Below are 20,279 nucleotides of genomic sequence, written 5' to 3'. Positions count from 1 at the left end.
GCGGCCGTGCTGACGACACTCATCGATCTTCTGGGGGAAGACCGGCTGTCATGGCTCGGTGGCCTTCTGGTCGGTGGCCTCTTTGGATTTTTTGCCCAGCGCAGCCGCTTCTGCCTGCGTGCCGCGGCCGTCGAATTCTCCCGCGGCGACGGCGGACCGCGCCTAGCGGTGTGGCTGCTGACCTTCGCCGCCGCACTGGTAGGCACGCAGGCCTTTGTCGCTCTCCGCTGGCTCGACGTCTCCGAGGCGCGCCAGCTCGCGCAGCAGGGCAGCATCTCCGGTGCGCTGGTCGGCGGCGTGATGTTCGGCTGTGGCATGATATTGGCGCGCGGCTGCGCCAGCCGGCTGCTCGTGCTCTCGGCCAACGGCAATCTCAGGGCGCTGCTGTCGGGGCTGGTATTTGCTGTCACAGCGCAGGCCTCCTATCGCGGCTTGCTATCGCCTGCACGCGAATGGGTCACCAATCTGTGGCTGGTCGACGGCGGGCCGTCGCGCGACATCATGGCGGTGTTCGGCGCAGGCGTGCCCGAGAAGCTCGCCTTTGGCGGGCTGTGGCTGATCGCCGGGCTCGCCTTCGCCTTTCGCAGCCATTTGCCGCGTCGGCTGATCTTGTCAGCGCTGGCGACGGGTGCAGCCGTCGTCGCGGGCTGGCTCTTCACCTACCAGCTGTCGCAAGCCTCCTTCGCGCCGGTGCCGCTGAAGAGCCTCACCTTCAGCGGACCGTCGGCCGAGGTGCTGATGCTGGTCCTGAACAGCTCGCAGCTCCGGCTCGGCTTCGATCTCGGCATCATTCCCGGCGTGTTCCTCGGCTCGTTCATCGCGGCGGCGGCCGCAGGCGAGCTGAAGCTCGAGGGGTTTTCGGACGGGCTCGGCATGCGCCGCTATCTGCTTGGTGCGGTGTTGATGGGGTTCGGCGCGATGCTCGCCGGCGGCTGCGCGGTCGGCGCCGGTGTGACAGGAGCCTCCGTGTTCGCACTCACGGCCTGGCTGGTGCTCGGCGGCATGTGGTTGGGGGCGGGGCTCACCGATCTGCTCGTCGACCGGGCCGGCATGCCGCAACCGCAGCAAGTGGTGGGTTCGCCGGGCAACTGATATTTTAGACATTGCTAAATTATGGTTCTTGAATATGATTTTCTTCAGTGCGGGCCGGTCGCGCCGCTGTCGGGGAAACACACATGACCACAATCACGGAAAGCTACGTTCGCGAAGCTCCGCGTACCGCGCGGATCGACTGGTCGCCTTATCTCGTCGGTGCCGGGATCGGGCTGTTGAGTTGGATCGCCTTTGCGGTGTTCGGTGACCCGCTCGGCGTCACCACCGCCTATTCGCGCGTCGCCTCGCTGTTCGCCGTCCCGATGATCGGCCCGGAGGCGGTGGCGCAGAACTCCTACTGGAAGAGCATGCCGCTCAAATGGGACTACGGCGTCTGGTTTCTGGTCGGTATTCCCGCGGGCGCGTTCATCGCGGCGGTGATGTCCGGCACTTGGCGGCTCGAGCTTGTGCCTGACGTCTGGAAGGAGCGGTTCGGGCCGTCGATCGCCAAGCGCTTCGTTGGGGCGTTCTTCGGCGGCATCGTCATCATGTACGGCGCACGGCTCGCCGGCGGCTGCACCAGCGGACACGGCATCTCCGGCGGATTGCAGCTCGCGGTATCGAGCTGGGTGTTTCTGGCCGTGATGTTCGGCACCGGGCTCGGCATTTCCGCGCTGATGTTCCGCAAGCGCTAAAGGGAGAATTGAGATGACCGCAATGATGACGATCCTCGGTCCGGTGCTGATGGGCGCAGCCTTCGGTTTCCTGCTGCAACGTGGCAAGGTGACGAACTGCAACGTGATCGAGAACCAATTTCGCTTGCGCGATTTCACGGTGCTGAAGGTGATGGGCACTGCGATCGTGGTCGGAGGGCTCGGCGTGCTGCTGCTCGTCGACACCGGCAACACCAAGTACTACGTGAAGGATGCCAACATGCTGGCCGTTGCCCTCGGCGCGGCTCTGTTCGGCGTCGGCATGGTGGTCTACGGTTACTGCCCCGGAACGGCGCTCGGCGCCATCGCGACCGGCAGCGTCCACGCATTGGTCGGCGCGCTCGGCATGGTCGCCGGCGCCATCCTCTACGCGCTGAGCTTCGACTGGCTGAAGGCGCACGTCCTCAATATCTGGGCACTGGGCAAGGTCCGCCTTCCGGATGTGACGAACGTCCCGGATCTCGCCTGGTTCGCTGCACTTGCTGTCGGTGCCGTGCTGTTCTTCTGGTGGGTCGAATCCGCGGAAGCCAAGCAGAAGCGCCGCTAGGTGGCGCTTCTGCAAGCCCGAAGCTCATTGTTTGCGAGAGCCGCAGAACAGGCGGTGCAGGGTCGAAACCAGCTCTTCGACCCGCCTGTCGGCGATGCGGTACCACATCGTTTGACTGTCGCGGCGGACGGCGACGACGCCCTCCGCTTTCAGCTTGGCCAAGTGTTGGGACAGTGCCGAGGCGGATAGGCCCACCTCCTCGGCGAGCGTCCCGGCATTGGCTTCGCCATATTCGACCAGCTTGCAAACGATGAGCAGGCGATGTTCGTTGGCGAACATGCGCATCAATGCGGCCACATCCCTGGCTTGTCGTTCCAGCGCGCGGGTGTTTGGTTTACCCATGACGGCGTTCAATAGCACTCGCGTTGCCGTGTCAACATCCCTGCGCTGGCCGGAAGCGATACGCGTCCCGTTCTGCGAGGTGATGCGTGTGCGCCTGCCGGCGACCAGCGCCAGCAAAGGGCCTCGTCAGGCGCAAAGATACCTCTTGGATTGCAGCATTCTCTGATGCCACGCGGCTGGCAATGATGTTTAGATACGATCTCTTAAGGCGGCGGTTGCTCGCGGCTCAAGATCGCGACTTGTGCAGGCAATGGGCGACCCCGTTCGGCGAACAATACGGGATACAGTCCTTCAGGGGGCTAAATCCGCGGCGTGGCATGCGTGAGGTTCTGACGCCGGCCTCACGTCCGTGTGACGTGGGGTCGGCAGTACGATCGCTCAGGGCCGAGCGGGGTACTAACGAGCATCTGACGACACCTCCCGATAACTCCGCTCCAGGCCATCGGCGTCCACGACCATCGATTTCGGGACCTCTTCCTCGTCATGCTCGTGCAGCAGGTCAAGCAGGCGCTTACGCATCAACATGCCGGGGCGATCGGATGGCATGTGCTTCTCGATCTTGCGGCCCATGTCGACGATCGCATCCGGATCGGTCGATTCCAGGATGTCGCGATCTTCTGCGATAATGGCGGCATCCCAATCGATCAGTTCCTGCGTCGAGCAATCCGCTTCGGTGTCGTTGCGGAACAGGATCTGCACCACCTGAATCCTGCCGTCGGCGATCGGCGTCGCGCAATTGAAGATGATATGCCGGATGCCGGAGGGATATTCCATGTCGAGCCGGCGGCAGAACGGCATGAACCATTTGTTGCGCATGTGCCGCTTGGTATAGGGCTCCGTTGTGCCAGAGATTTTCGCCGCGATCGGCGGGTTCTTGACGGTGACGATAGTTTCCGCCTCGAAGCCGTAATCTGTTTCGACGATCTCGTATTTTTCCGGTCGCGGCTGGTCCATGTCGCCGAACGTGTTCTTGTGCACGAACGCGAAGTGCGCGTTGTCGAACGAATTCTCCATCAGCCGCAATGCTGCTGTGTTCCATGTATCGTAGAATTGGAAGATGCGGCGATAGGCAGGATCGCTGTCCTCTGGAATGTCGGGAATGTCGCGGAGCGGTTCGTCCAGCGCAACCCAGACGTAACCGTAGCGCGTCTCCGCGCGGAACGAGCGCGCCTTGGCGTCGGGGATCGGTTGCTCAAATGGAAACTGCGGGATCATGACCAGCTTGCCGTCGCGATCGTACTCCCAGCCGTGGTAGCCGCACACGATGTTGCCATTGCGGCACCAACCCTTGGAGAGTTTTGCGGTGCGATGGCAACAGCGATCCTCCAGCGCCGCGGGTTCACCCTTGGCATCGAGAAACAGCACGATCGGCTCACCGAGCAGCGTGAAAGGCTGTGGTCCGCTATCGAGTTGTTCGATCCGCATAATCGCGTACCAGAAGCGGCGAAGCACCGGTTGTTTGGTGGCCAGCATGTGGGCTCCCGAAAATTCAGGCGGCAATGCGTGTCACGACGCGCGCAGCGTCCGATCGAAGTCGAGCAAGGTCGACGCCGCGGATAGCACCGTCGTCAACGACGGTCCGCCCGCCAATCAGCAGATGACGCACCCTGGCGCCGCCGCAAGTCACCGGCGCGACCAGGAGATCATGCATGCCGAAGTGACGCGGTTGGTTGAGATCAAACACGGCGACGTCCGCCTGCTGGCCGGGCGCAAGCGTCCCGATATGCGGCAGGCCCAACACCCGCGCGCCGCCGGCCGTGGCCCAGTGCACGACCTTTTCGGCGGTGACGGCATTCGCCCCCTTCACCGCGCGATGGGTGTGCCAGGCGCTGTGCATCTCGCAGATCATGTCGGCGGCCTCGTTCGAGGCGGCACCATCGACGCCCAGCGACACCGCGCCGCCTAGAGCGGCGAGCGCGTCGGCCGGCGCGACACCGGACCCGAGCCGACAGTTCGACTGCGGGCAGTGCGCCATGCCGGTGCCGGTGTCGGCGAGAATCTTCACCTCGTCATCGTCGAGATGCACCATATGCGCGTACCAGATATCGGGGCCGAGCCAGTCGTGGTCGGCGAGCCAGTGCACCGGGCGTTTGCCGTGCACCGACATGCAGTAGTCGACATAGTCCGACGTCTCCGACAGGTGGCTGTGCAGCCGCAGCTTCATGCGCCGCGAGGCGGCAATCACTTCGCGAAGCTCGCCCGCGTCCAGCGACCAGGTCGGCGTTGTCGGTGCCATCGCAACCTTGGTGAGGCCTGAGGGCGAGGGATCATGGAAACGCTGGGCGCAGGCTTCGACCGAGGCCAGCATGCGCTCGAGCGGTTCAACCGGCGTCGGTGCTCCGTCGCCGCCGCTGACGTGGCTCGTTCTGGTGCCGCCGCCGCGGCAAAGCACCAGCCGTAGCCCGAGGTCGCGAGCGACTTCGAAGATCACCGCAGCAGGATCGAAGCGATAGGTATCGCTGAACAGGTAGTGGTGATCGGCCACGGTCGTGGTGCCGGACAGCAGCAGCTCCGTAAGGCCGATCCGAGCCGCGACCGCCAACGCCTCCTCGTCGATCTTTGACCAATAAGCATAGGGCACGGACCGCAGCCAGCCGGCGAGTGGCTGATTGATGCCGGCCTGCACCCCCTTCAACACGCTCTGGAATAGATGGTGGTGGGTCGAGATCAATCCGGGATAGATCACGCAACCGGAGGCATCCAGCCTCCGTTCGCCGGTCTCCGGCGTGAGCGCCCCGATCGCGGTGATGACGCCGTCGCGGATTCGGATCGATCCCCGGCCGCGCATCGCATCGCCTGCGAGGCCGGTGAAAATCCCCTCGGCGTTCTCGATCAGCAATGCGCTCATGCTTCGGCTCCGATCTCGCTCTCGTGCCAATTCGATAGCGCGAGCCTGGACAGTCCCACCATCGCGCCGAACAGCAACACCCCGGTTACGGTGATCAGGAAGAGTGCGGCGAACATCCTGGGAATGTCCAGCTGGAATCCGGCATCGAGAATTTCGTAGGCGAGTCCCGACGAGCGGCCCCCGGTGCCGGCGACGAACTCGGCGACCACTGCGCCGATCAGAGCGAGCCCGGAGGAAATGCGCAGGCCGCCAAAGAAGTACGGCAAAGCGCCGGGGATCCGCAGCCGCACCAGGGTTTTCAAGCGGCTGGCTCGATTCATGCGGAAATAGTTGGCGAGCCCCGGATCGACGCTGCGCAGGCCCAGAGTGGTGTTGGAGATGATCGGAAACAGCGCCACCAGCGTCGCGCATATCGTCAGCGAGAGTTGCGTGTTCTTCACCAGGATGATGATCAACGGCGCGATCGCCACGATCGGTGTCACCTGCAGCAGCACCGCATAGGGAAACAGGCTGATCTCGATGGCGCGGCTTTGCACGAACATGAAGGCGATCAGCGTTCCCAGCACGACCGCAGCGGCGAACGCCTGTAGAGTGATACGCAGGGTGATCAGCAGTGCGCGCAGCAGCGATGGACCGTTCTTGATCAGGCTGGAGAGGATGTCGCTCGGCTTCGGAAACAGATAGACCGGGATCGAGCCGAGGCGGCAGCCTACTTCCCAAACCGCGAGCAGCGCCGCGCCGACCGCGAGCGGTGCCGCGATTCTCACGAAAGTCTCCGATTGCAACAGCGGTTTCATGGCGTAGTTCCCGATGCCGATGGCAGAGACGCTTCGGCGAGCCAGGTCGACAGTTCGCGGCAATAGGCCGCGAACTGGGCGCTGTCGCGGAAATCCTGGCTGCGCGGTTGCGGTTCATCGATGGTCATGGTGCGGAAGATGCGGCCGGGGTTCGCGGCGAGCACCACGATCCGGGTCGACAGGAACACGGCTTCATAGATCGAGTGGGTGACGAACACCGTGGTCAGCTTGCGTTCCCACCACAATTTGACCAGATCGTCATCGAGCTTGTTGCGGGTGAACTCATCGAGCGCGCCGAACGGCTCGTCCATCAGCAGCAGGTTCGGATCGGTCGCGAGTGCGCGCGCGATCGACACCCGCATCCTCATGCCGCCGGAAAGCTGGCGCGGAAAATGCCGTGCGAAGGCCGAGAGTCCGACCCGGGCGATGGCGTCGCTGACCCGTGGATCAGCCTTGCTGCGTGGTACGTCAGCGAGATCGAGCGGCAGTCGTACATTGGTGTCGACCCGCGCCCAGGGCATCAGGGTCGGCTCCTGGAATACGAAGGCGAAGCCGCGACCGTCCTGTCCGACCTGTCCGAAATCGCCGCGCCACCACAAGATCCGCCCGTCCGACGGCTGAATCAAATTGGCGATCAGTTTGAGCAGTGTGCTTTTGCCGCAACCGGACGGGCCGATCAAAGTGAGGAATTCACCCTCGGCGATCGTGAGGTCGACCGGCGCCAGGGCACGGGTGCCGTTGGCGAAGACCTTCTCCGCGGAGAGCACTTCGACCGCCGGCGGGCGGTCGCCGGCGCTACGTGCGGTGTGGGCGTCCAGGGGATCGCTGGGCAAGGGAGCATTCATGAGAGGCGTCTTTGTTGGGTCATCGTCATAAGCCCGCTGCAAGTTTGGTGCTAGAAGCCGATCTTCAGATCCTTGACGAAGCGGTCGGTGAACGCCTTTTGCCATTCAGTCTCTGGATCGAGCAGGTTGGCGGCGACCAGGAAGTCATAGGTCTGCTTCCATCGCGCGGCCGTCATGATGCCGATTCCGCCGGTGGCGGCATCTCCGCCGTCGAGCGCCTTGGTCTGCTTCAGCTTGTCGATCGCGAATGCGATCTGGGCGTCGGTCATTTTCGGGTTGTCGACCTTGATCAGGGCGTTGCCCGGTTCGGGGTTCCTGAGATAGTCGCGCCAGCCCTCGAGCGAGGCTTTGACGAAGCGCGCCACCACATCAGGTTTCTCGGCGAGCATCTTCTCGGTGGTCACGATCGCCGCGCCATAGGGCGGATAGCCGCCGTCGGCGAACAGGAAGAATTTCGCCTTGACGCCTTGCTGCTCTGCTTGGAACGGTTCGGATGAGAGATAGGCTTGCTGCGACACTGTGGGGTCGGCAAAGAACGGTTGCAGGTTGAAGGTGTAAGCACGGATCTGGTCGTCGGTGTAGCCATACTTGGCCTTCAGCCACGGCCAGAAGGTGGTGCGCGACGAACCAGAGATCAGGATCGGCTTGCCTTTCAGGGCGGCGAGGTCCGCCACATCGTCATGGGCCATGATCCCTTGCGGATCGAACTGGAACGAGGACGCCACCGTCACCAGCGGCAGGCCCCGTTCGCGGCCCTTCAGCACCTGGATGTCGTAGCCCATCATGAAGTCGGTCTCGCCGGCCAGCAGGAGCTGCGAACCGTTCACCTGCGGTCCACCCATCTTGATGGTGACGTCGAGCCCGGCTTTCTCGTAGAGCCCGGTCGCCTTGGCCTGGTAAAAACCGCCATGCTCGGCCTGCGCGAACCAGTTGGTCAGAAATGTCACCTTGTCGGCGGCGGTCGACGGGGTAACGAAGGCAGCGCAAGCCGCGGCAACGAGCAGGGCTCGGGACACGATGGTCATGAAGGCGTTCATGGCAACCTCGGTGTGATTTCGGTCGGATGGAATTCCGATGGCGGCGGAATCCCGGTGCAGCGGTCCCGGCAATGCAAAAGATGCACGCGCTGTCTGTCATCCGGAAGCATTTTAATTCGAGGCATACGTTGCCTTTTAGGCAACGCATAAGGGTTCGGCTCAGCCGTCTTCACGCACCATTGTCAACGGCTCTGCGATGCCATAGTCGACATCATGGTCGTGCGCGCCGCAACGGCGGCACGGCGTGAAAGGAAACCGAACATGGACAAGCCGCGCCGCAGGGTCTGGTGGGACGAGTACGCCTCGCGCGAATTCGAAGGCCTCGATCCGGAGAGCACCATCGCCGTCCTGCCGATCGCAGCCATCGAGCAGCACGGGCCGCATCTGCCGGTTGGCGTCGACGCCGCGATCAATCGTGGCATGCTCGAGACACTGATCGAGCGATTGCCCGATGATCTGGATATCCGGATCCTGCCGATCCAGCAGGTCGGAAAATCCAACGAACATCTGCGGATGCCCGGCACCCTGACCTTGCCGGCGGTGACGCTGATCGAGGCGTGGACCGAGCTCGGATTGTCGGTCGCGCGCGCCGGCGTGCGGAAGCTCGTGATCGTCAACTCGCATGGCGGCAACGACGAGGTGATGGGCATCGTCGCGCGCGAACTGCGGGTGCGCGCCGACATGCTGGTGGTCAAGTCAGCCTGGTCGCGGCTCGGCAAGCCGGCCGGCCTCTACAGCGAGCGCGAGCTGAAATTCGGCATTCACGGCGGTGACTTCGAGACTTCGTTGATGCTGCATTTCCGCCCGGAGCTGGTCGACATGGCGCGCGCGCAGGACTTCCGGTCCGTTGCCGAGGACGACGAAGCGGCCTTCGCCCATCTAAGACCGACCGGGTTCATTGCCTATGCCTGGATCGCCGGCGATCTCAATCCTGCCGGCGCGGTCGGCGAAGCTCACAAGGCCACCACCGACAAGGGCCGTCTCACCGCCGAGCACGGCGCGCGAGAATTCATCAAGCTCCTGTACGACGTGAAGGCGGCGAAGCTACCGCGCTGATCAACCGCGCTCGAACAGCTGCCGGATCAGGGTCGTGATCCGGCCGGTGGTCGAGCTCAGCGCGAGCATGACCGAGAAATGGTCGGCACCGGGAATTTCCTCATAGCTCACCGGCAATCCATTGATGGCGCGGTGGGCGGCCATATCGGCGGTCTGCTGCCGTAGCATCGGCAACTCGGCACGGCCGACGACCAGCGCCAGCGGCACCGCGGGGCCTGCCGCGTGGAGCAGCGGTGAATGGCGCCGCGACATGGCTTCGTCGAGTTTGAGCTTGATGTTGAGATAGCTATGGCGGATCGGTTCGAGATCGAAGATGCCGCTGATCGCAATGCCCGCCCTCACGCGCGGATGCGACAGTGCCATCGTCGCCAGATGTCCGCCTGCCGACCAGCCAGACACGACGATACGGCTAGGGTCGCCACCGAGCGCAGGAAGTTGTTCAACCAGCGCGTCGAGCGCCCGATGGATCTCGGCAACAATCTCGTCCAAGGTCGCTTCCGGCGCGAGAGTGTAGCCGATCAGCGCGACGTTGATGCCGTGAGCCATCGGTCCTTCGGCGAACCAGGTGACGGTTTCCTTGGAGCGCATCTGCCAGTAGCCGCCGTGAATCAGCACCAGCGTCGGCCCGCCATCGGCCGCCTTCAGGAAATCAATTCGATTGCGGTCGCGTGGGCCATATCTCAAGTCGAGATGCGCGGGGTGCTTGTCACGCATGGCAGCAGAGCGCTGCTCCCAGTTCGCGACAATTTCGGCGCTGCCTGGGACGGCGGCGCTGTTGTTCAGCCCGAGGTCGCGCTGCTCCTGGCTCATCGATCGCCAGTTCGTCTTGCCGAATATCGTCGCCATGAGATGTCCTTGAATGCCGTTGGTCGCAAATCCACCTTTATCGGCGAGCAGCTCATAGCCGCTCTATCGCTCGGCGGACCTCGGCGAGAAAGCGGCGCCGCCTGACTGCGGTCGCAATGTTCATGTGGTAGAGCGCATGATAGCGTACCTTGGCCTTGAAGCCAGTGAACCAGGGCAGGTAGCGCGTCACGATCTTGCGCGGCGGGTCGGCCATGGCGATGGCTTTCAAGCGTGGGCGGCCGTAGGTCGAAATGCCGCTGATGCGCCTGATGTGTTGTAGCAGCGGTTTCGCGTGCGCCGGGTCGGCCAGGTCCATCGCGATGCCGGGCCCGAACATTAGATCGAACCAGCCCTTCAGCATGGCCGGTGGACCGAATGACCAGGTCGGAAACTGCACCACCAGCGCTTCGGCAGCCATCAGCCGGTCGACATGCGCCCGATTGTTGGCACGGTTGCGCGCGGGATCGTGATAGTCGCGCCGACGCTCGGCCGTGAGCACGGGATCGAATCCCTCCGCATAGAGGTCGAGCGGGTCGACCGAATGCCCGGCTTGCGTGAGTCCGGCCACCGCCTCGTGGCGGATCGCAGCGTGGAAGCTGTCGTCCAGCGGATGGCAATAGACGTACAGCACGCGCTCGTCACCGCTCCGCCACGAAGGTGCGCATCTTGCCTGGATTGAGCAGGCCGGAGGGATCGACCTCGCGCTTGAAGCTGAGCTGATCGACTTCGACGCGCTTGTAGCGGCTGCCGTCCTCGATCGTGTACACGTGCGGATTGGCGATATGGACGTCGTGCGCCTCGTGCAGGCGGATGATCTCGTTCAGGCGCTCCGCGTTGCTGTACCGCACCACCGGAAGCCCACTACAGGTCAGCTGGCCGTTGAAACGGATGAATTCGAGATGCTGCAACACCTCGTTCGGAAACATCGTGCGCATCTCCTCGACCTTCTGGAGCAACCGGTCGTGGGGATACAGGCATTGCAGATAGGTCACGGTGCGATCGCTCTTGAGCACCTGCAGGGTGGTATGATTCCAGGTGTATTCGTACAGCGGCACCTTGCCGGGACCGTCGTCGGTCGGCGTCTCCAGGGTGATAGTGCCGCGGCCGCCGAGCAGAGCCCTGAAGTCTTCCAGCGAGCGCTCGGCAATCATCGCGATCAGGATGCTTTTGCCCTCGGGACAGCAGGATTTCAGCGCGCCAAAATAGGACGGCAGCGGCCATGTAATGGGCGAGAGCAGCTTCTTGACGATACCGTCGGCAAGCGCAGTCGCGTGGCCGAATTCGACCGCGTCCGTGAAATGGTCGAAGGCGACCACCACGTCGATCCACGGCCATGCCGTCGCAAGCGGCATTTCGAGCGAAGTGATGATGCCGGTGGTGCCGTAGGCACGGTTGATCTTCTGCGCGGCGTCGCCGCGCAATTCGATGATGCGGGGCTCAGGCTCCATGGTGACGATGCGCGCGGCGAGGATGTTGCCGGGTTCGCGCAAGCCGCCATGGGTGATGGAGCCGATGCCACCGGACCCGCCGGCGACGAAGCCGCCAATGGTCGCGGTGCGCTTGGTGGAGGGATGCATGCGCAGCTCGTAGCCCGAAGGCTGTGTTGCGGTGTCGATCGCATTCATTTTGGCGCCGGCGCCGACGCGGATCTGCCCGGGTCTGATCCATTCGATCGTGTCGAGCGCGGTGATGTCGAGCAGAACGCCGCCGGCGAGCGGTACGGCTTGGCCATAATTGCCGGTGCCACCGGCCCGCACAGTCAGTGGCACGCGATGACGTGCGCAGGCCGCGGCAACGCGTACAACATCGGCCTCGTTGCGTGGCGCGACGATCAGATCGGCCGACTTGCCGTTGAGCTGATCGCTGAGGATCGGACTGTACCAGAAGAAATCGCGCGAGCGCCGGCGCACGATCGTGGGATCAGTCACGACCGGGATATCTCCGAGAGCGGCGAGCAGCGATGTCAGTCCATCCGTCGAGGGATGCCGGTTGGCGGCGGCGTCAAAGGGGGTGGGATCGTTCATGGCGCGCTTTACCTCGGCGATCACGGCGCGCAGCCGGCGAGGGCGGCGGCGAGGACGGACGACTGCAGCACGAAGCCGAAGCATTGGTTCACGTTGTAGACGGTCGCGGCCATGCAGTAGTCCGGCGAGGTGGTCGCTGCACAGTCGCGCAGCAACATGCAGTCGTAGCCCCGAAAGTTGGCGTCCTGCAGCGTGCAGAGCACGCATTGGTCGGCATTGACTCCAGCGAATAGGAGTGTCGTGACATTGAGGTTGCGCAGGATGCTGTCGAGTTCGGTGTCCTGGAACCCCGACATGCGATACTTGGCGACATGAATGTCGGCGGACTCGACGGTCAATTCCTCGACAATCGAAGCGGACCAGCTGCCGCGTTCCAGCACCCGCGCGCCGGAGCCCGGCAACCGGTCGCCGAGGCCAACGCCCGTGCCGGACGGCTTGTAGACATGCAGCAGGGCCGGGCTGAGGTTGAGCCGATCGGGCCGGTTGCCCCAGTTGAGCCAGATGACCGGTACATCGAGACCGCGCAGCACGGGCAACAGCTGTTGCAGCGGCGCGATCGGCGCGCGTGCCGGTGTGACGTCGACACCAATGTGGCCGAGCCAACCATCCGGATGGCAGAAGTCGTTCTGCATGTCGATGACGATGATGGCGGTGCGCGCGAGATCGAAGGTCACGAGCTTGGCGCCGGCATCGATCGTCACTGGCCGCGGCACGACAGGCGGCCGGACAAGGTTGGCCTGGGTTGCGGAAACCGACCATCGGTTGCGCGCGCTGGCGCCGAGCGGCATGAGATCGTCGACCGGTTGGAGGCGGGTGTCGGTCATCGTTGAACCGCCAGATCGCGACCTTGCAGCACAGCGATGTCGTCAGCCTCGATCTCGACCGGTTCGCCGCCGCGGATCAATTCGGCAAAGCCTTCGTTTGGTGTCATCACCGTTAGGCAATATAGCTTGCCGGCCCCGGTGTTCTCGATCACGTGCTCGGAGCCGGGATGCAGCAGCAGGGAGTCGCCCTTTCTGATCGGCAGCGTCCTGCCGTCGCAGCGTGCGACGCCTTCGCCGTGCAGCACGTGGAAGAATTCGTGCGCGGCCGCATGTTCATTGGGCGGCGTCGCCCCGCCCGGTCGGAAGATTTCGATGACGAAGATGTTGTCGATCCGGTCGCTCTCATGATCGAACAGCATCACGAAATAGTTGGTGTCGGTCGGCGAGATGCGGAAGGCCTTGGGCTGAGCGAGGTTTTCGACGCTGAACGCCATGAAGAGGGACTCCAAATTGCGGTCGGCTCGACCGTGCGGGGCGTGCGCGTGACGAGCCACCCTGGATTCAGCACGCCCCAAGGCTTGCATAAAAGCGCTTTATTTCGCAAACACCGTTGCCTTTCAGGCAACGCAACAGCATTCTCCGCGGCGAGGCTTTTTTCCAAGCAGGAGCAAAGGGATGCTGCATAGCCGCCTGTTGACTTATGTGGACGAGGTGGCGCGCACCGGATCGATCCGCAAGGCTGCGAGCCATCTCAACGTCGCGGCCTCCGCTATCAGTCGTCAGATTCTTGCGCTCGAGACCGAGCTCGGGACGCCAATTTTCCAACGGCTGCCGCGCAAGCTGATCCTGACTGCGGCGGGTGAAGTGCTGGTCGGCCACATTCGCCAGACCCTGAAGGAATTGACCCGCGCGCAAGGCAAGATCGAGGAATTGAAAGGTTTGCGCCGGGGCGAGATCACGGTGGCAATGATGAGCGGTCTCGCCTCCAACCTCGTGCCCGGTACCGTCAAGCAGTTTCGGGTCTCCAATCCCCGGGTGCGGCTCTGCCTCACGCTGCTGACCACAGGCGAGGACATTCAATCCGCGGTCGCCAGCGGTGAGGCCGATCTCGGTATCGGCTTCGATTTCACCCGCGGCAGCCATCTGAAGGTGCTGGCCCGCGCCGCCGGCAAGCTCGGCGCGGTGATGGCGCCGAGCCATCCACTTGCCAAGCGTAACCAGATCCGGCTCAGCGACTGTGTCGACTATCCGCTGGTGATCGCCGACGGGTCGACCGTGATCCGGCCTTACCTCGACTCGGCATTTGCGAAAGCTTCGCTGGAACCGCTGCCGATCATCGAAACCAACGCCATCGAGATCATGCGCCATGCCGCCATCCTCGATAATGGCATTACCTTTCTTACACCGTTCGACATCGAGTTCGAGCGACGCGTCGGCCGCCTGGTCTATGTGCCGGTGCGCGAATTGGCGCACGAGACGCAGACGCTCATGCTGATCGGCCACGAGCGCGGGACGAGCGCGATCGCCAGCGTGCTCGCGGAGATGCTGAAGGCGATGATGCGTGAAGCCGCGACGTGAGCGGCCCCGCAGTCATTGCCGAGGCCTGCGGTACCAGATGACAGCGGGTGAGTGCCTGCCGCACGGCTCTAATTCTTCCAATCGAAGCGCCGGACGTCGAACCACCAACACCGACACGGGCGGGTGACGGTCTTGGAGGCTGCCACGTTACCAGTGGCAGGCAGCCCGGACCGGTGCGATGGCCCCCTCGATGCCCGCCAATTTGAATAACGCTTCGGACGTACCCATCGATCCCGCATCGCCCCGGATGTACAGTTCGTTGGCATTCAGCAGCGACCTGATCAACGGAAGCGTCTCGGCGGTCTGCCACGTTCCGTAGCTCTGGTAGTCCTGAGAAATGCCCCATCGTGCTGTTTTGACCGGAGAGTCGCCAATTCGATACTGCACGCTGATGGAATGCTCCATGCCATCCACGATATCGGTATAGGCAACGAAGAGGTCGGTCTTGCCTTCTCGGCATCGAATGACGAGTGCAGCGTGTTGCGGAAGGCGGCTGGTGGCAAAACGACTGATCTTGGCGGTCGCAGCCGGCAGGATCGCGGTCTCGGTCTTGCTGTTATCCAGACCTGAGGTTGTCTCCTTGTTGGACCAACCTACCTGATCGTCTGATACCATCAGGCCGTCGTTTGCTGGCCTCTTGGCGGTGACCGCCGGGGATTGGGGCGCCGACATCGGAGAGGGCGATGTCGCAGGTGTTGCGACGTGCTGCCCCCCGAAGGCCTTGTCGTAACAGCCAAGACGGTCGATGTTGTTGGGGATGCTCGCGCAGGCCTGCAACTGGCTCGCGGCATTGTCCTCCACGGCCGACGCAGACTGACTCGCGATGCTGAGAGAGGGTGCGGCCGTGAGCAAGCCTGCGATGATCGGCAATGCTTTTACCAAGGGCATCCCTCCTGAATGGATTTTGCGGCCGCCTTGATCCCATCGAGCTTGAACAACGCTTCCGAGGTTCGACCATTGCTACCGCTTGCTCGTACGAAGAAATCGGTCGCTGGCTCGAGCTGATTCACAAGCGACGCAGTCGTCGTCGTGTTCCAAGATCCGAAGCTCGCTTCATCTTCAGAGCGCGACCACACGCCTTTGGTCGGTGCATTGCTGCCAATTCTGTACTGCACCGGAACCGCGTCCTCGGATCCGGTAACCGGAAGATCAAAGGACACGAAGATCTGCGCTTGCCGTTCCTTGCAACGCAGAACGAGCAGCGGACCTCGCTTCACGCCGGACTTTCCAATCAAGCCGACATTGCCGCTTTCTGCGGGAAGCGAAAGCACGATGATTTTGGAGTTGTCGAGACCGTCGATTTCATCATTGCGAACCCAACGGCCCAGACCACCGCTATCCTCCGAGTTGGTGCGCGATCCCGCTGCTGTCGCTGCAGGAGCCATCGCGGTGGGCGAGGGTGCGGAACTTTCCGGCGGCGAAGATGCTTTATTCTGCGCCGTGTCGCTGCTGCGGACCTGACGGCTTAGGTCGTCATAGCAGGATAGGCGTTGGAGGTCGGACGAAATTCCCGCGCACATTGCGATCGTCTTGGCGGCGTCCTGCTGCATCACCTGCGCCCGTGTCATTCCGCCAATGGATAGAGCAACAACGGCGGCAGCCATATTTGTCAGAAAAGCATCAGAACGCCTCATGCTGCATCCACTTCTTGTTTTTGTCTGATACGAACCGGCTTCGGGTTGCGTAACCCTAGGTGAAAATGTGGAGCAACTTTGACGACCTCAGAAGCAACGGAGGGCCGCGAGCACATTGCAACCCAGGCATGTGTACAGACAGATCTCCCAGAGAGGTTTGAACAGTGATGGTCGGTCAAAGACGGTCGCGCGCCGGATCCAAAACCTCACCATTAAATCGTGGAACTCCACTGTTGGAGATGGTCTGCTCCGAGTCAGAATGCGGCAATGCTGGCGCAGCCAAGACGTAGCTCTCCAATTTTCCTGCAGAACAGATTGGCGACTTCGACTCGACGTGGAGCGTCGACTGCGCTCGCGCTTGACAGTGGCTGCAAATGTTCACATTATGTTCTTCTTGCTGTACGTCCCCGAAACGTCGCGGGCAAACGATCGGATGGCAACGACTGCCACTATCCTGCATGCGGACTTGGACGCCTTCTATGCCTCGGTAGAGCAGCTGCTTGATCCTTCGTTGCGCGGCAGGCCAATCGCTGTCGGCGGCGGGGTCGTGCTTGCCGCTTCTTACGAGGCAAAGGGCTTCGGAGTGCGCGGAGGTATGTCGGGACGACAAGCGCGCCAGCTCTGTCCGCAGATCACTTTTGTGGGCGGCCACTTTAGCGAATACCAGCGGTTGGGCGATGCCGCCATCAAGGTGATCGGCGACTTCACGCCACTGGTGGAGCGCATTTCGATTGACGAGGCCTTTGCCAACGTTGCGGGCTGCACGCATCTTTTCGGTTCACCGGCTGAAATCGCGGAGGCAATCCGCCGGCGTGTGAGGGCAGAGCTGGGTCTTCCGATCTCGGTCGGGGTTGCGCGCACCAAGCATTTGGCAAAGATTGCCTCGCAAGTGGCCAAGCCCGACGGGCTGGTCGTCGTTGATCCTGACTCAGAGCTGGAATTCCTTCACCGCTTGCCTGTTGAACTGATGTGGGGAGTGGGGCCTGTCACGAAGACGCGGCTCGCCGACATTGGCGTGTTGACAATTGGGCAGCTGGCAAAGGCGCCGGGATGGTCGGTTGAGCGGTTGCTCGGTCCGGCGGCTGGAGCGAAACTTGCAGCGCTGGCGTGGAATCGCGATCCGCGGGAAATCAGGACTCAGCGCAGAGCCCGATCGGCAGGAGCGCAATCGGCGATTGGTCGGAAGCCTGCCGAAGAGGACGTTTTTCGGCCAGCCCTGCTTTACCTCGCTGACCGGATCGGCTCCCGGCTCCGAGCCAAATCCAGGCCTGGCCGAACCGTGACGGTTCGCGTTCGCTTCGGCAATCTGAATTCGGTCACTCGGTCGGTAACGCTCGATGCGCCGATTTCTGCGACCGTGATCCTTGCCGAGACTGCCGAGAATCTTGTGCGCGCAGTCCTGGCAGAACATCCCAATGAGAAGATCATCTCGCTGCTTGCGATCTCCGTGTCGCATCTCGAAGAGCATTGGGATCTGGAGCTTGAACTTCCGCTTGGACTTCAGGATGAACGCTGCCGCCCGGGCACCAAAATCGGCATGGCACGCTGGGCGGCCGACCGCGCCGTTGACAAGATCCGACATCGCTTCGGATGGAATGCGATTGGATACGGCTCGGTGGCATTGGGAAATTCTCGTACCGTTCCCGATGAGTTTCGTGAGCTCGCCCAAAAGGACCTGTGACCCGCGTTGTGCGTCCGAATGCGTGGTGCAACCAGGGACGGGCACCCGTCGTTCAGCCGGGCACGCCGCATTTTGCCGAGCTGAGTACGAAATGGCTCAAGAGAGCCTGGTATCGAGATCGGCGCCGAACGATGCCGGGCTTGTGCGCTCATTGGTAGTTGCTTCAAACCAATAGCTCCGACTCCAAGCCTACAGTCTTGCCGGGATTCATCCGGTTTGCTGGGTCGACAGCCGCCTTGATCGCACGCATCAGCCGGTTCTCCACCGGTGAGCGGTAGCGGACGATTTCTTTGGCCTTCAGCAGCCCGATGCCGTGTTCGGCCGAGATCGAGCCGCTCATCTGGGTCGCTATCGGGTGGACAATGTCATTGACAGCGTGCCAGCACGAAAGAAACCGCTGCTTGTCCATACCTTCAGGTTGAGTGAAGTTGAAATGGACGTTGCCATCGCCAACGTGGCCGAACGCGCACAGCCGGATGTCGGGCATATAGGCTTCGACCGCCGCGCCGGCCTCGGCGATGAACGCGGGTATCTTCGAGACGGGGACGGAGATGTCGTGCTTGATCGACCCGCCGGCTCGCTTTTGTGCTTCTGGAATACTCTCGCGCAGCCGCCAGAGCTGCTTGGCTTGCTCGGTTGAGGCGGCAACGACTGCATCGCTGACCAGCCCTTCCGAAAAAGCCTCTTCCAGAATGGCCTCGAACAGGCCGCGCAGATCATCGCCCTCGCGCGAGGTAGACAGTTCGACGAGAGCGTACCAGGGAGAGGGTCCAGAGAAGGGCGCATGCCCGCCGGCATGGCGGGTGACGATCGACAAGGCAAAGTCCGACATCAGTTCAAACGCGCTAACGACGTCGCCGCTGCGACGGCGGGCAAGCGCCAGCAACGCCAGCGCCGCGTCGACGCTCGGCAACGCGCAATAGGCAGTTTCAACCTGGCTGGGCCGGGGATGGAGTTTCATCACTGCTGCGGTGACGATGGCGAGCGAGCCTTCGCTGCCGATGAAGAGGTTTTTCAGCGAATAGCTGCTGTTGTCCTTGAGCAGCGGCCGCATTCCGTTCCATACCTGCCCGTCGGGCAGCACCACTTCCCGACCGAGCGTCAGATCGCGCGTGTTGCCGTAGCGCAGCACACCCACGCCGCCGGCGTTGCTGGCGATATTGCCGCCGATGGTGCAACTGCCTTCGGCACCGAGGCTGAGTGGAAACAGACAGCCCGCACCATTGGCCACAGCCTGGATGTCGGCGAGGATCGCACCGGCTTCCACCGTGATCGTGAAGTTGACGGAGTCAACTTCGCGGATACGGTTCATTCGGGACAGCGAGACCAGGACTTCGCCGTGCCTCGTCACGGACCCGCCGACCGTCCAGGCCATTCGCGGCGCAGGCGGCGCGGCGATCGTCCGGCCGCACTCGCATGAGCGGCCGCTCCTGATCCGCTATCTCAATGCCGGTGCCGACGGGTCGATACCGCCGATCAGGCGCGGGCCATCGTCGAAGCGGTGCGATATGCCTGTCCCGCCGACTACGAGAAACGGCTCGTCATCGCCATGATCGAGACGCCGCAGGCGATCGACAACATCGAGGAACTGACCGCAGTGGAAGGAATTGATGTCTTCTTCATCGGGCCCGGGGACCTCTCACAGAACATGGGCTATCCCCCGGCACCGCCGTTCGGCCAGCCGCGGCCGCAGGCCGTTATGGATCGCGTCGCGTTTGCAGTGAAGAAGATCCGCGCTTCCGGCAAGGTCGCCGGAACGCTCGTGACCTCAGACGAATTGCCGTCCTGGCTCGAACACGGGGTGCGATATTTCTATATTCACTCAGATCCGTTTCTTCGCATCGGACTGATGGGCGTCATGAGGATGCTCGGTCGGTTATGGGATTAAGTTGGACTTCGATGGTTGAAGCTAGCTCAAACTTGCCCATGATTTCTTCAATTGCTTAGAAGGCGGCGTGTGCGCGACGTGTGCACCGGGAGATCAAGAAAAAGTCTCGTCACAGAGCTCGTGAGATGAGATCGGGCTGGCTCGGATCAGCGGAAGAGCACGCCATTGTTTCCGAGGGCAGGAAGATACGTGAGTGCTGACGATCGGCATCAGTTGCTGGAAACATGAGGGGCCACCCTCGCATCCCGCTCCGTGCAGCCCCCTGGTCGAACTTGCTGCGCCCATTGCTTGAGTTCGATCGCGTTAGCTGCGCTTTGGCGAGGTCGTTTCTGGGGCGAAACAGGTGCGGTCCGCGGCGATAGTCTAGCAGATTTCGGCCGATGAGACTGCTCACGCTCTTAATCGCTTTGTTGAACGTTCAGTAAAGCCATTTGCTAAACATGCTTGGCGATGGCCAACTTCTGGCTTGTTGGTTATCCAGGCGCGGGCTGGATTGCTCCGCGGCGCCAGATAGGCAATCGAATCTCCCGACAAAATCCAAGGAATTTTGCTGCGTTGCGAACATCCCGCCTGTGCGCGCGAACGTCGCAGATCTTTTCGCGAGGCTAGCGACAAACCGGCTTGACGACGTCCGGAATTTGGCAATA

The 20,279-nt window shown here is 62.5% G+C and carries 20 protein-coding genes and 1 pseudogene; 7 read left to right on the top strand and 14 right to left on the bottom strand.

Going from position 1 to position 20,279, the window contains the following annotated elements; genetic code table 11:
- Positions 1 to 6: 6 nt before the first annotated feature.
- From XH89_RS24345 to XH89_RS24335, 3 genes are all read left to right on the top strand, one after another.
- On the top strand, positions 7 to 1,092 hold the full coding sequence (locus XH89_RS24345) for a YeeE/YedE family protein (RefSeq protein WP_194462930.1): 1,086 nt from the start codon (positions 7 to 9) through the stop codon (positions 1,090 to 1,092).
- A gap of 83 nt (positions 1,093 to 1,175) precedes the next feature.
- Positions 1,176 to 1,727, top strand: a complete 552-nt coding sequence (locus XH89_RS24340; RefSeq protein ID WP_194462929.1) for a YeeE/YedE thiosulfate transporter family protein — start codon at positions 1,176 to 1,178, stop codon at positions 1,725 to 1,727.
- A gap of 13 nt (positions 1,728 to 1,740) precedes the next feature.
- Positions 1,741 to 2,292, top strand: coding sequence for a YeeE/YedE thiosulfate transporter family protein (locus tag XH89_RS24335; RefSeq protein WP_194462928.1), 552 nt, complete (start codon positions 1,741 to 1,743; stop codon positions 2,290 to 2,292).
- 24 nt (positions 2,293 to 2,316) lie between these two features.
- Here the strand turns inward: XH89_RS24335 and XH89_RS24330 are convergent, their stop codons facing one another.
- The 6 genes from XH89_RS24330 to XH89_RS24305 form a co-directional block, all read right to left on the bottom strand.
- Positions 2,317 to 2,751 carry an ArsR/SmtB family transcription factor gene (locus XH89_RS24330; RefSeq protein ID WP_371825172.1) on the bottom strand — a complete coding sequence of 145 codons (435 nt, stop codon included), beginning with the start codon at positions 2,749 to 2,751 and terminating at the stop codon, positions 2,317 to 2,319.
- 279 nt (positions 2,752 to 3,030) lie between these two features.
- Positions 3,031 to 4,107 carry an aromatic ring-hydroxylating dioxygenase subunit alpha gene (locus tag XH89_RS24325; RefSeq protein WP_194462927.1) on the bottom strand — a complete coding sequence of 359 codons (1,077 nt, stop codon included), beginning with the start codon at positions 4,105 to 4,107 and terminating at the stop codon, positions 3,031 to 3,033.
- A gap of 16 nt (positions 4,108 to 4,123) precedes the next feature.
- Positions 4,124 to 5,482 carry an amidohydrolase family protein gene (locus XH89_RS24320; protein WP_194462926.1) on the bottom strand — a complete coding sequence of 453 codons (1,359 nt, stop codon included), beginning with the start codon at positions 5,480 to 5,482 and terminating at the stop codon, positions 4,124 to 4,126.
- On the bottom strand, positions 5,479 to 6,279 hold the full coding sequence (locus XH89_RS24315) for an ABC transporter permease (protein WP_194462925.1): 801 nt from the start codon (positions 6,277 to 6,279) through the stop codon (positions 5,479 to 5,481). Before XH89_RS24315 ends, XH89_RS24320 begins: the two co-directional genes overlap by 4 nt.
- Positions 6,276 to 7,124, bottom strand: coding sequence for an ABC transporter ATP-binding protein (locus XH89_RS24310; protein ID WP_194462924.1), 849 nt, complete (start codon positions 7,122 to 7,124; stop codon positions 6,276 to 6,278). Before XH89_RS24310 ends, XH89_RS24315 begins: the two co-directional genes overlap by 4 nt.
- A gap of 50 nt (positions 7,125 to 7,174) precedes the next feature.
- Positions 7,175 to 8,161: an ABC transporter substrate-binding protein gene (locus tag XH89_RS24305; protein ID WP_194462923.1), complete on the bottom strand. Its 987-nt coding sequence runs from the start codon at positions 8,159 to 8,161 to the stop codon at positions 7,175 to 7,177.
- Positions 8,162 to 8,422: 261 nt separating this feature from the next.
- Here XH89_RS24305 and XH89_RS24300 point away from each other — a divergent pair, with 261 nt between their 5' ends.
- Entirely contained in the window at positions 8,423 to 9,217 is a 795-nt protein-coding gene (locus XH89_RS24300; RefSeq protein ID WP_194462922.1) for a creatininase family protein, read from the top strand.
- On the opposite strand, the gene XH89_RS24295 is transcribed toward XH89_RS24300, so the two are convergent.
- Genes XH89_RS24295 through XH89_RS24275 form a run of 5 tightly spaced genes read right to left on the bottom strand, consistent with a single transcriptional unit; the run spans position 9,218 to position 13,345 of the window.
- Complete coding sequence (locus XH89_RS24295) at positions 9,218 to 10,063, bottom strand: alpha/beta hydrolase (RefSeq protein ID WP_194462921.1); 846 nt, start codon at positions 10,061 to 10,063, stop codon at positions 9,218 to 9,220.
- A gap of 52 nt (positions 10,064 to 10,115) precedes the next feature.
- Positions 10,116 to 10,694, bottom strand: a complete 579-nt coding sequence (locus XH89_RS24290; RefSeq protein ID WP_246767600.1) for an NAD(P)H-dependent oxidoreductase — start codon at positions 10,692 to 10,694, stop codon at positions 10,116 to 10,118.
- Between the two features lie 7 nt (positions 10,695 to 10,701).
- The gene (locus tag XH89_RS24285; protein WP_194462920.1) at positions 10,702 to 12,087 is read right to left on the bottom strand and encodes an FAD-binding oxidoreductase; all 1,386 of its coding nucleotides are present in this window, start codon (positions 12,085 to 12,087) and stop codon (positions 10,702 to 10,704) included.
- Between the two features lie 20 nt (positions 12,088 to 12,107).
- On the bottom strand, positions 12,108 to 12,875 hold the full coding sequence (locus tag XH89_RS24280) for a cysteine hydrolase family protein (protein WP_194462919.1): 768 nt from the start codon (positions 12,873 to 12,875) through the stop codon (positions 12,108 to 12,110).
- A 32-nt stretch (positions 12,876 to 12,907) separates the two neighbouring features.
- The gene (locus tag XH89_RS24275; protein ID WP_194462918.1) at positions 12,908 to 13,345 is read right to left on the bottom strand and encodes a cupin domain-containing protein; all 438 of its coding nucleotides are present in this window, start codon (positions 13,343 to 13,345) and stop codon (positions 12,908 to 12,910) included.
- A gap of 181 nt (positions 13,346 to 13,526) precedes the next feature.
- Between XH89_RS24275 and XH89_RS24270 the strand changes: the two genes are divergently transcribed.
- The gene (locus XH89_RS24270) at positions 13,527 to 14,429 is read left to right on the top strand and encodes a LysR family transcriptional regulator (protein WP_194462917.1); all 903 of its coding nucleotides are present in this window, start codon (positions 13,527 to 13,529) and stop codon (positions 14,427 to 14,429) included.
- A 147-nt stretch (positions 14,430 to 14,576) separates the two neighbouring features.
- Here the strand turns inward: XH89_RS24270 and XH89_RS24265 are convergent, their stop codons facing one another.
- Complete coding sequence (locus XH89_RS24265) at positions 14,577 to 15,311, bottom strand: type VI secretion system-associated protein TagO (protein ID WP_194462916.1); 735 nt, start codon at positions 15,309 to 15,311, stop codon at positions 14,577 to 14,579.
- Positions 15,305 to 16,063 carry a type VI secretion system-associated protein TagO gene (locus XH89_RS24260; protein ID WP_194462915.1) on the bottom strand — a complete coding sequence of 253 codons (759 nt, stop codon included), beginning with the start codon at positions 16,061 to 16,063 and terminating at the stop codon, positions 15,305 to 15,307. Before XH89_RS24260 ends, XH89_RS24265 begins: the two co-directional genes overlap by 7 nt.
- A gap of 433 nt (positions 16,064 to 16,496) precedes the next feature.
- Between XH89_RS24260 and dinB the strand changes: the two genes are divergently transcribed.
- The gene (dinB, locus tag XH89_RS24255; RefSeq protein ID WP_194468601.1) at positions 16,497 to 17,744 is read left to right on the top strand and encodes a DNA polymerase IV; all 1,248 of its coding nucleotides are present in this window, start codon (positions 16,497 to 16,499) and stop codon (positions 17,742 to 17,744) included.
- A gap of 163 nt (positions 17,745 to 17,907) precedes the next feature.
- On the opposite strand, the gene XH89_RS24250 is transcribed toward dinB, so the two are convergent.
- The gene (locus tag XH89_RS24250) at positions 17,908 to 19,056 is read right to left on the bottom strand and encodes an FAD-binding oxidoreductase (protein ID WP_246767599.1); all 1,149 of its coding nucleotides are present in this window, start codon (positions 19,054 to 19,056) and stop codon (positions 17,908 to 17,910) included.
- Positions 19,057 to 19,105: 49 nt separating this feature from the next.
- Between XH89_RS24250 and XH89_RS24245 the strand changes: the two are divergent.
- Positions 19,106 to 19,632 (top strand): annotated as a pseudogene (locus XH89_RS24245) (HpcH/HpaI aldolase/citrate lyase family protein); the annotation flags it as partial.
- Positions 19,633 to 20,279: the final 647 nt, after the last annotated feature.

Source organism: Bradyrhizobium sp. CCBAU 53340 (assembly GCF_015291645.1).
Lineage (GTDB): Bacteria > Pseudomonadota > Alphaproteobacteria > Rhizobiales > Xanthobacteraceae > Bradyrhizobium.
Note: the sequence above shows the minus strand (reverse complement) of the source record. Positions and strands in the feature narration are given on the sequence as shown.

Excerpts from the sequence above, each read along its gene's own strand:
- XH89_RS24305 (WP_194462923.1), bottom strand. The coding sequence starts at position 8,161 with ATGAACGCCTTCATGACCATCGTGTCCCGAGCCCTGCTCGTTGCCGCG.
- XH89_RS24300 (WP_194462922.1), top strand. The coding sequence starts at position 8,423 with ATGGACAAGCCGCGCCGCAGGGTCTGGTGGGACGAGTACGCCTCGCGC.
- XH89_RS24260 (WP_194462915.1), bottom strand. The coding sequence starts at position 16,063 with ATGAGGCGTTCTGATGCTTTTCTGACAAATATGGCTGCCGCCGTTGTT.
- XH89_RS24320 (WP_194462926.1), bottom strand. The coding sequence starts at position 5,482 with ATGAGCGCATTGCTGATCGAGAACGCCGAGGGGATTTTCACCGGCCTC.
- XH89_RS24270 (WP_194462917.1), top strand. The coding sequence starts at position 13,527 with ATGCTGCATAGCCGCCTGTTGACTTATGTGGACGAGGTGGCGCGCACC.
- XH89_RS24295 (WP_194462921.1), bottom strand. The coding sequence starts at position 10,063 with ATGGCGACGATATTCGGCAAGACGAACTGGCGATCGATGAGCCAGGAG.
- XH89_RS24275 (WP_194462918.1), bottom strand. The coding sequence starts at position 13,345 with ATGGCGTTCAGCGTCGAAAACCTCGCTCAGCCCAAGGCCTTCCGCATC.
- XH89_RS24310 (WP_194462924.1), bottom strand. The coding sequence starts at position 7,124 with ATGAATGCTCCCTTGCCCAGCGATCCCCTGGACGCCCACACCGCACGT.
- XH89_RS24250 (WP_246767599.1), bottom strand. The coding sequence starts at position 19,056 with ATGAACCGTATCCGCGAAGTTGACTCCGTCAACTTCACGATCACGGTG.
- XH89_RS24315 (WP_194462925.1), bottom strand. The coding sequence starts at position 6,279 with ATGAAACCGCTGTTGCAATCGGAGACTTTCGTGAGAATCGCGGCACCG.
- XH89_RS24325 (WP_194462927.1), bottom strand. The coding sequence starts at position 4,107 with ATGCTGGCCACCAAACAACCGGTGCTTCGCCGCTTCTGGTACGCGATT.
- dinB (WP_194468601.1), top strand. The coding sequence starts at position 16,497 with ATGGCAACGACTGCCACTATCCTGCATGCGGACTTGGACGCCTTCTAT.
- XH89_RS24285 (WP_194462920.1), bottom strand. The coding sequence starts at position 12,087 with ATGAACGATCCCACCCCCTTTGACGCCGCCGCCAACCGGCATCCCTCG.
- XH89_RS24335 (WP_194462928.1), top strand. The coding sequence starts at position 1,741 with ATGACCGCAATGATGACGATCCTCGGTCCGGTGCTGATGGGCGCAGCC.
- XH89_RS24340 (WP_194462929.1), top strand. The coding sequence starts at position 1,176 with ATGACCACAATCACGGAAAGCTACGTTCGCGAAGCTCCGCGTACCGCG.
- XH89_RS24280 (WP_194462919.1), bottom strand. The coding sequence starts at position 12,875 with ATGCCGCTCGGCGCCAGCGCGCGCAACCGATGGTCGGTTTCCGCAACC.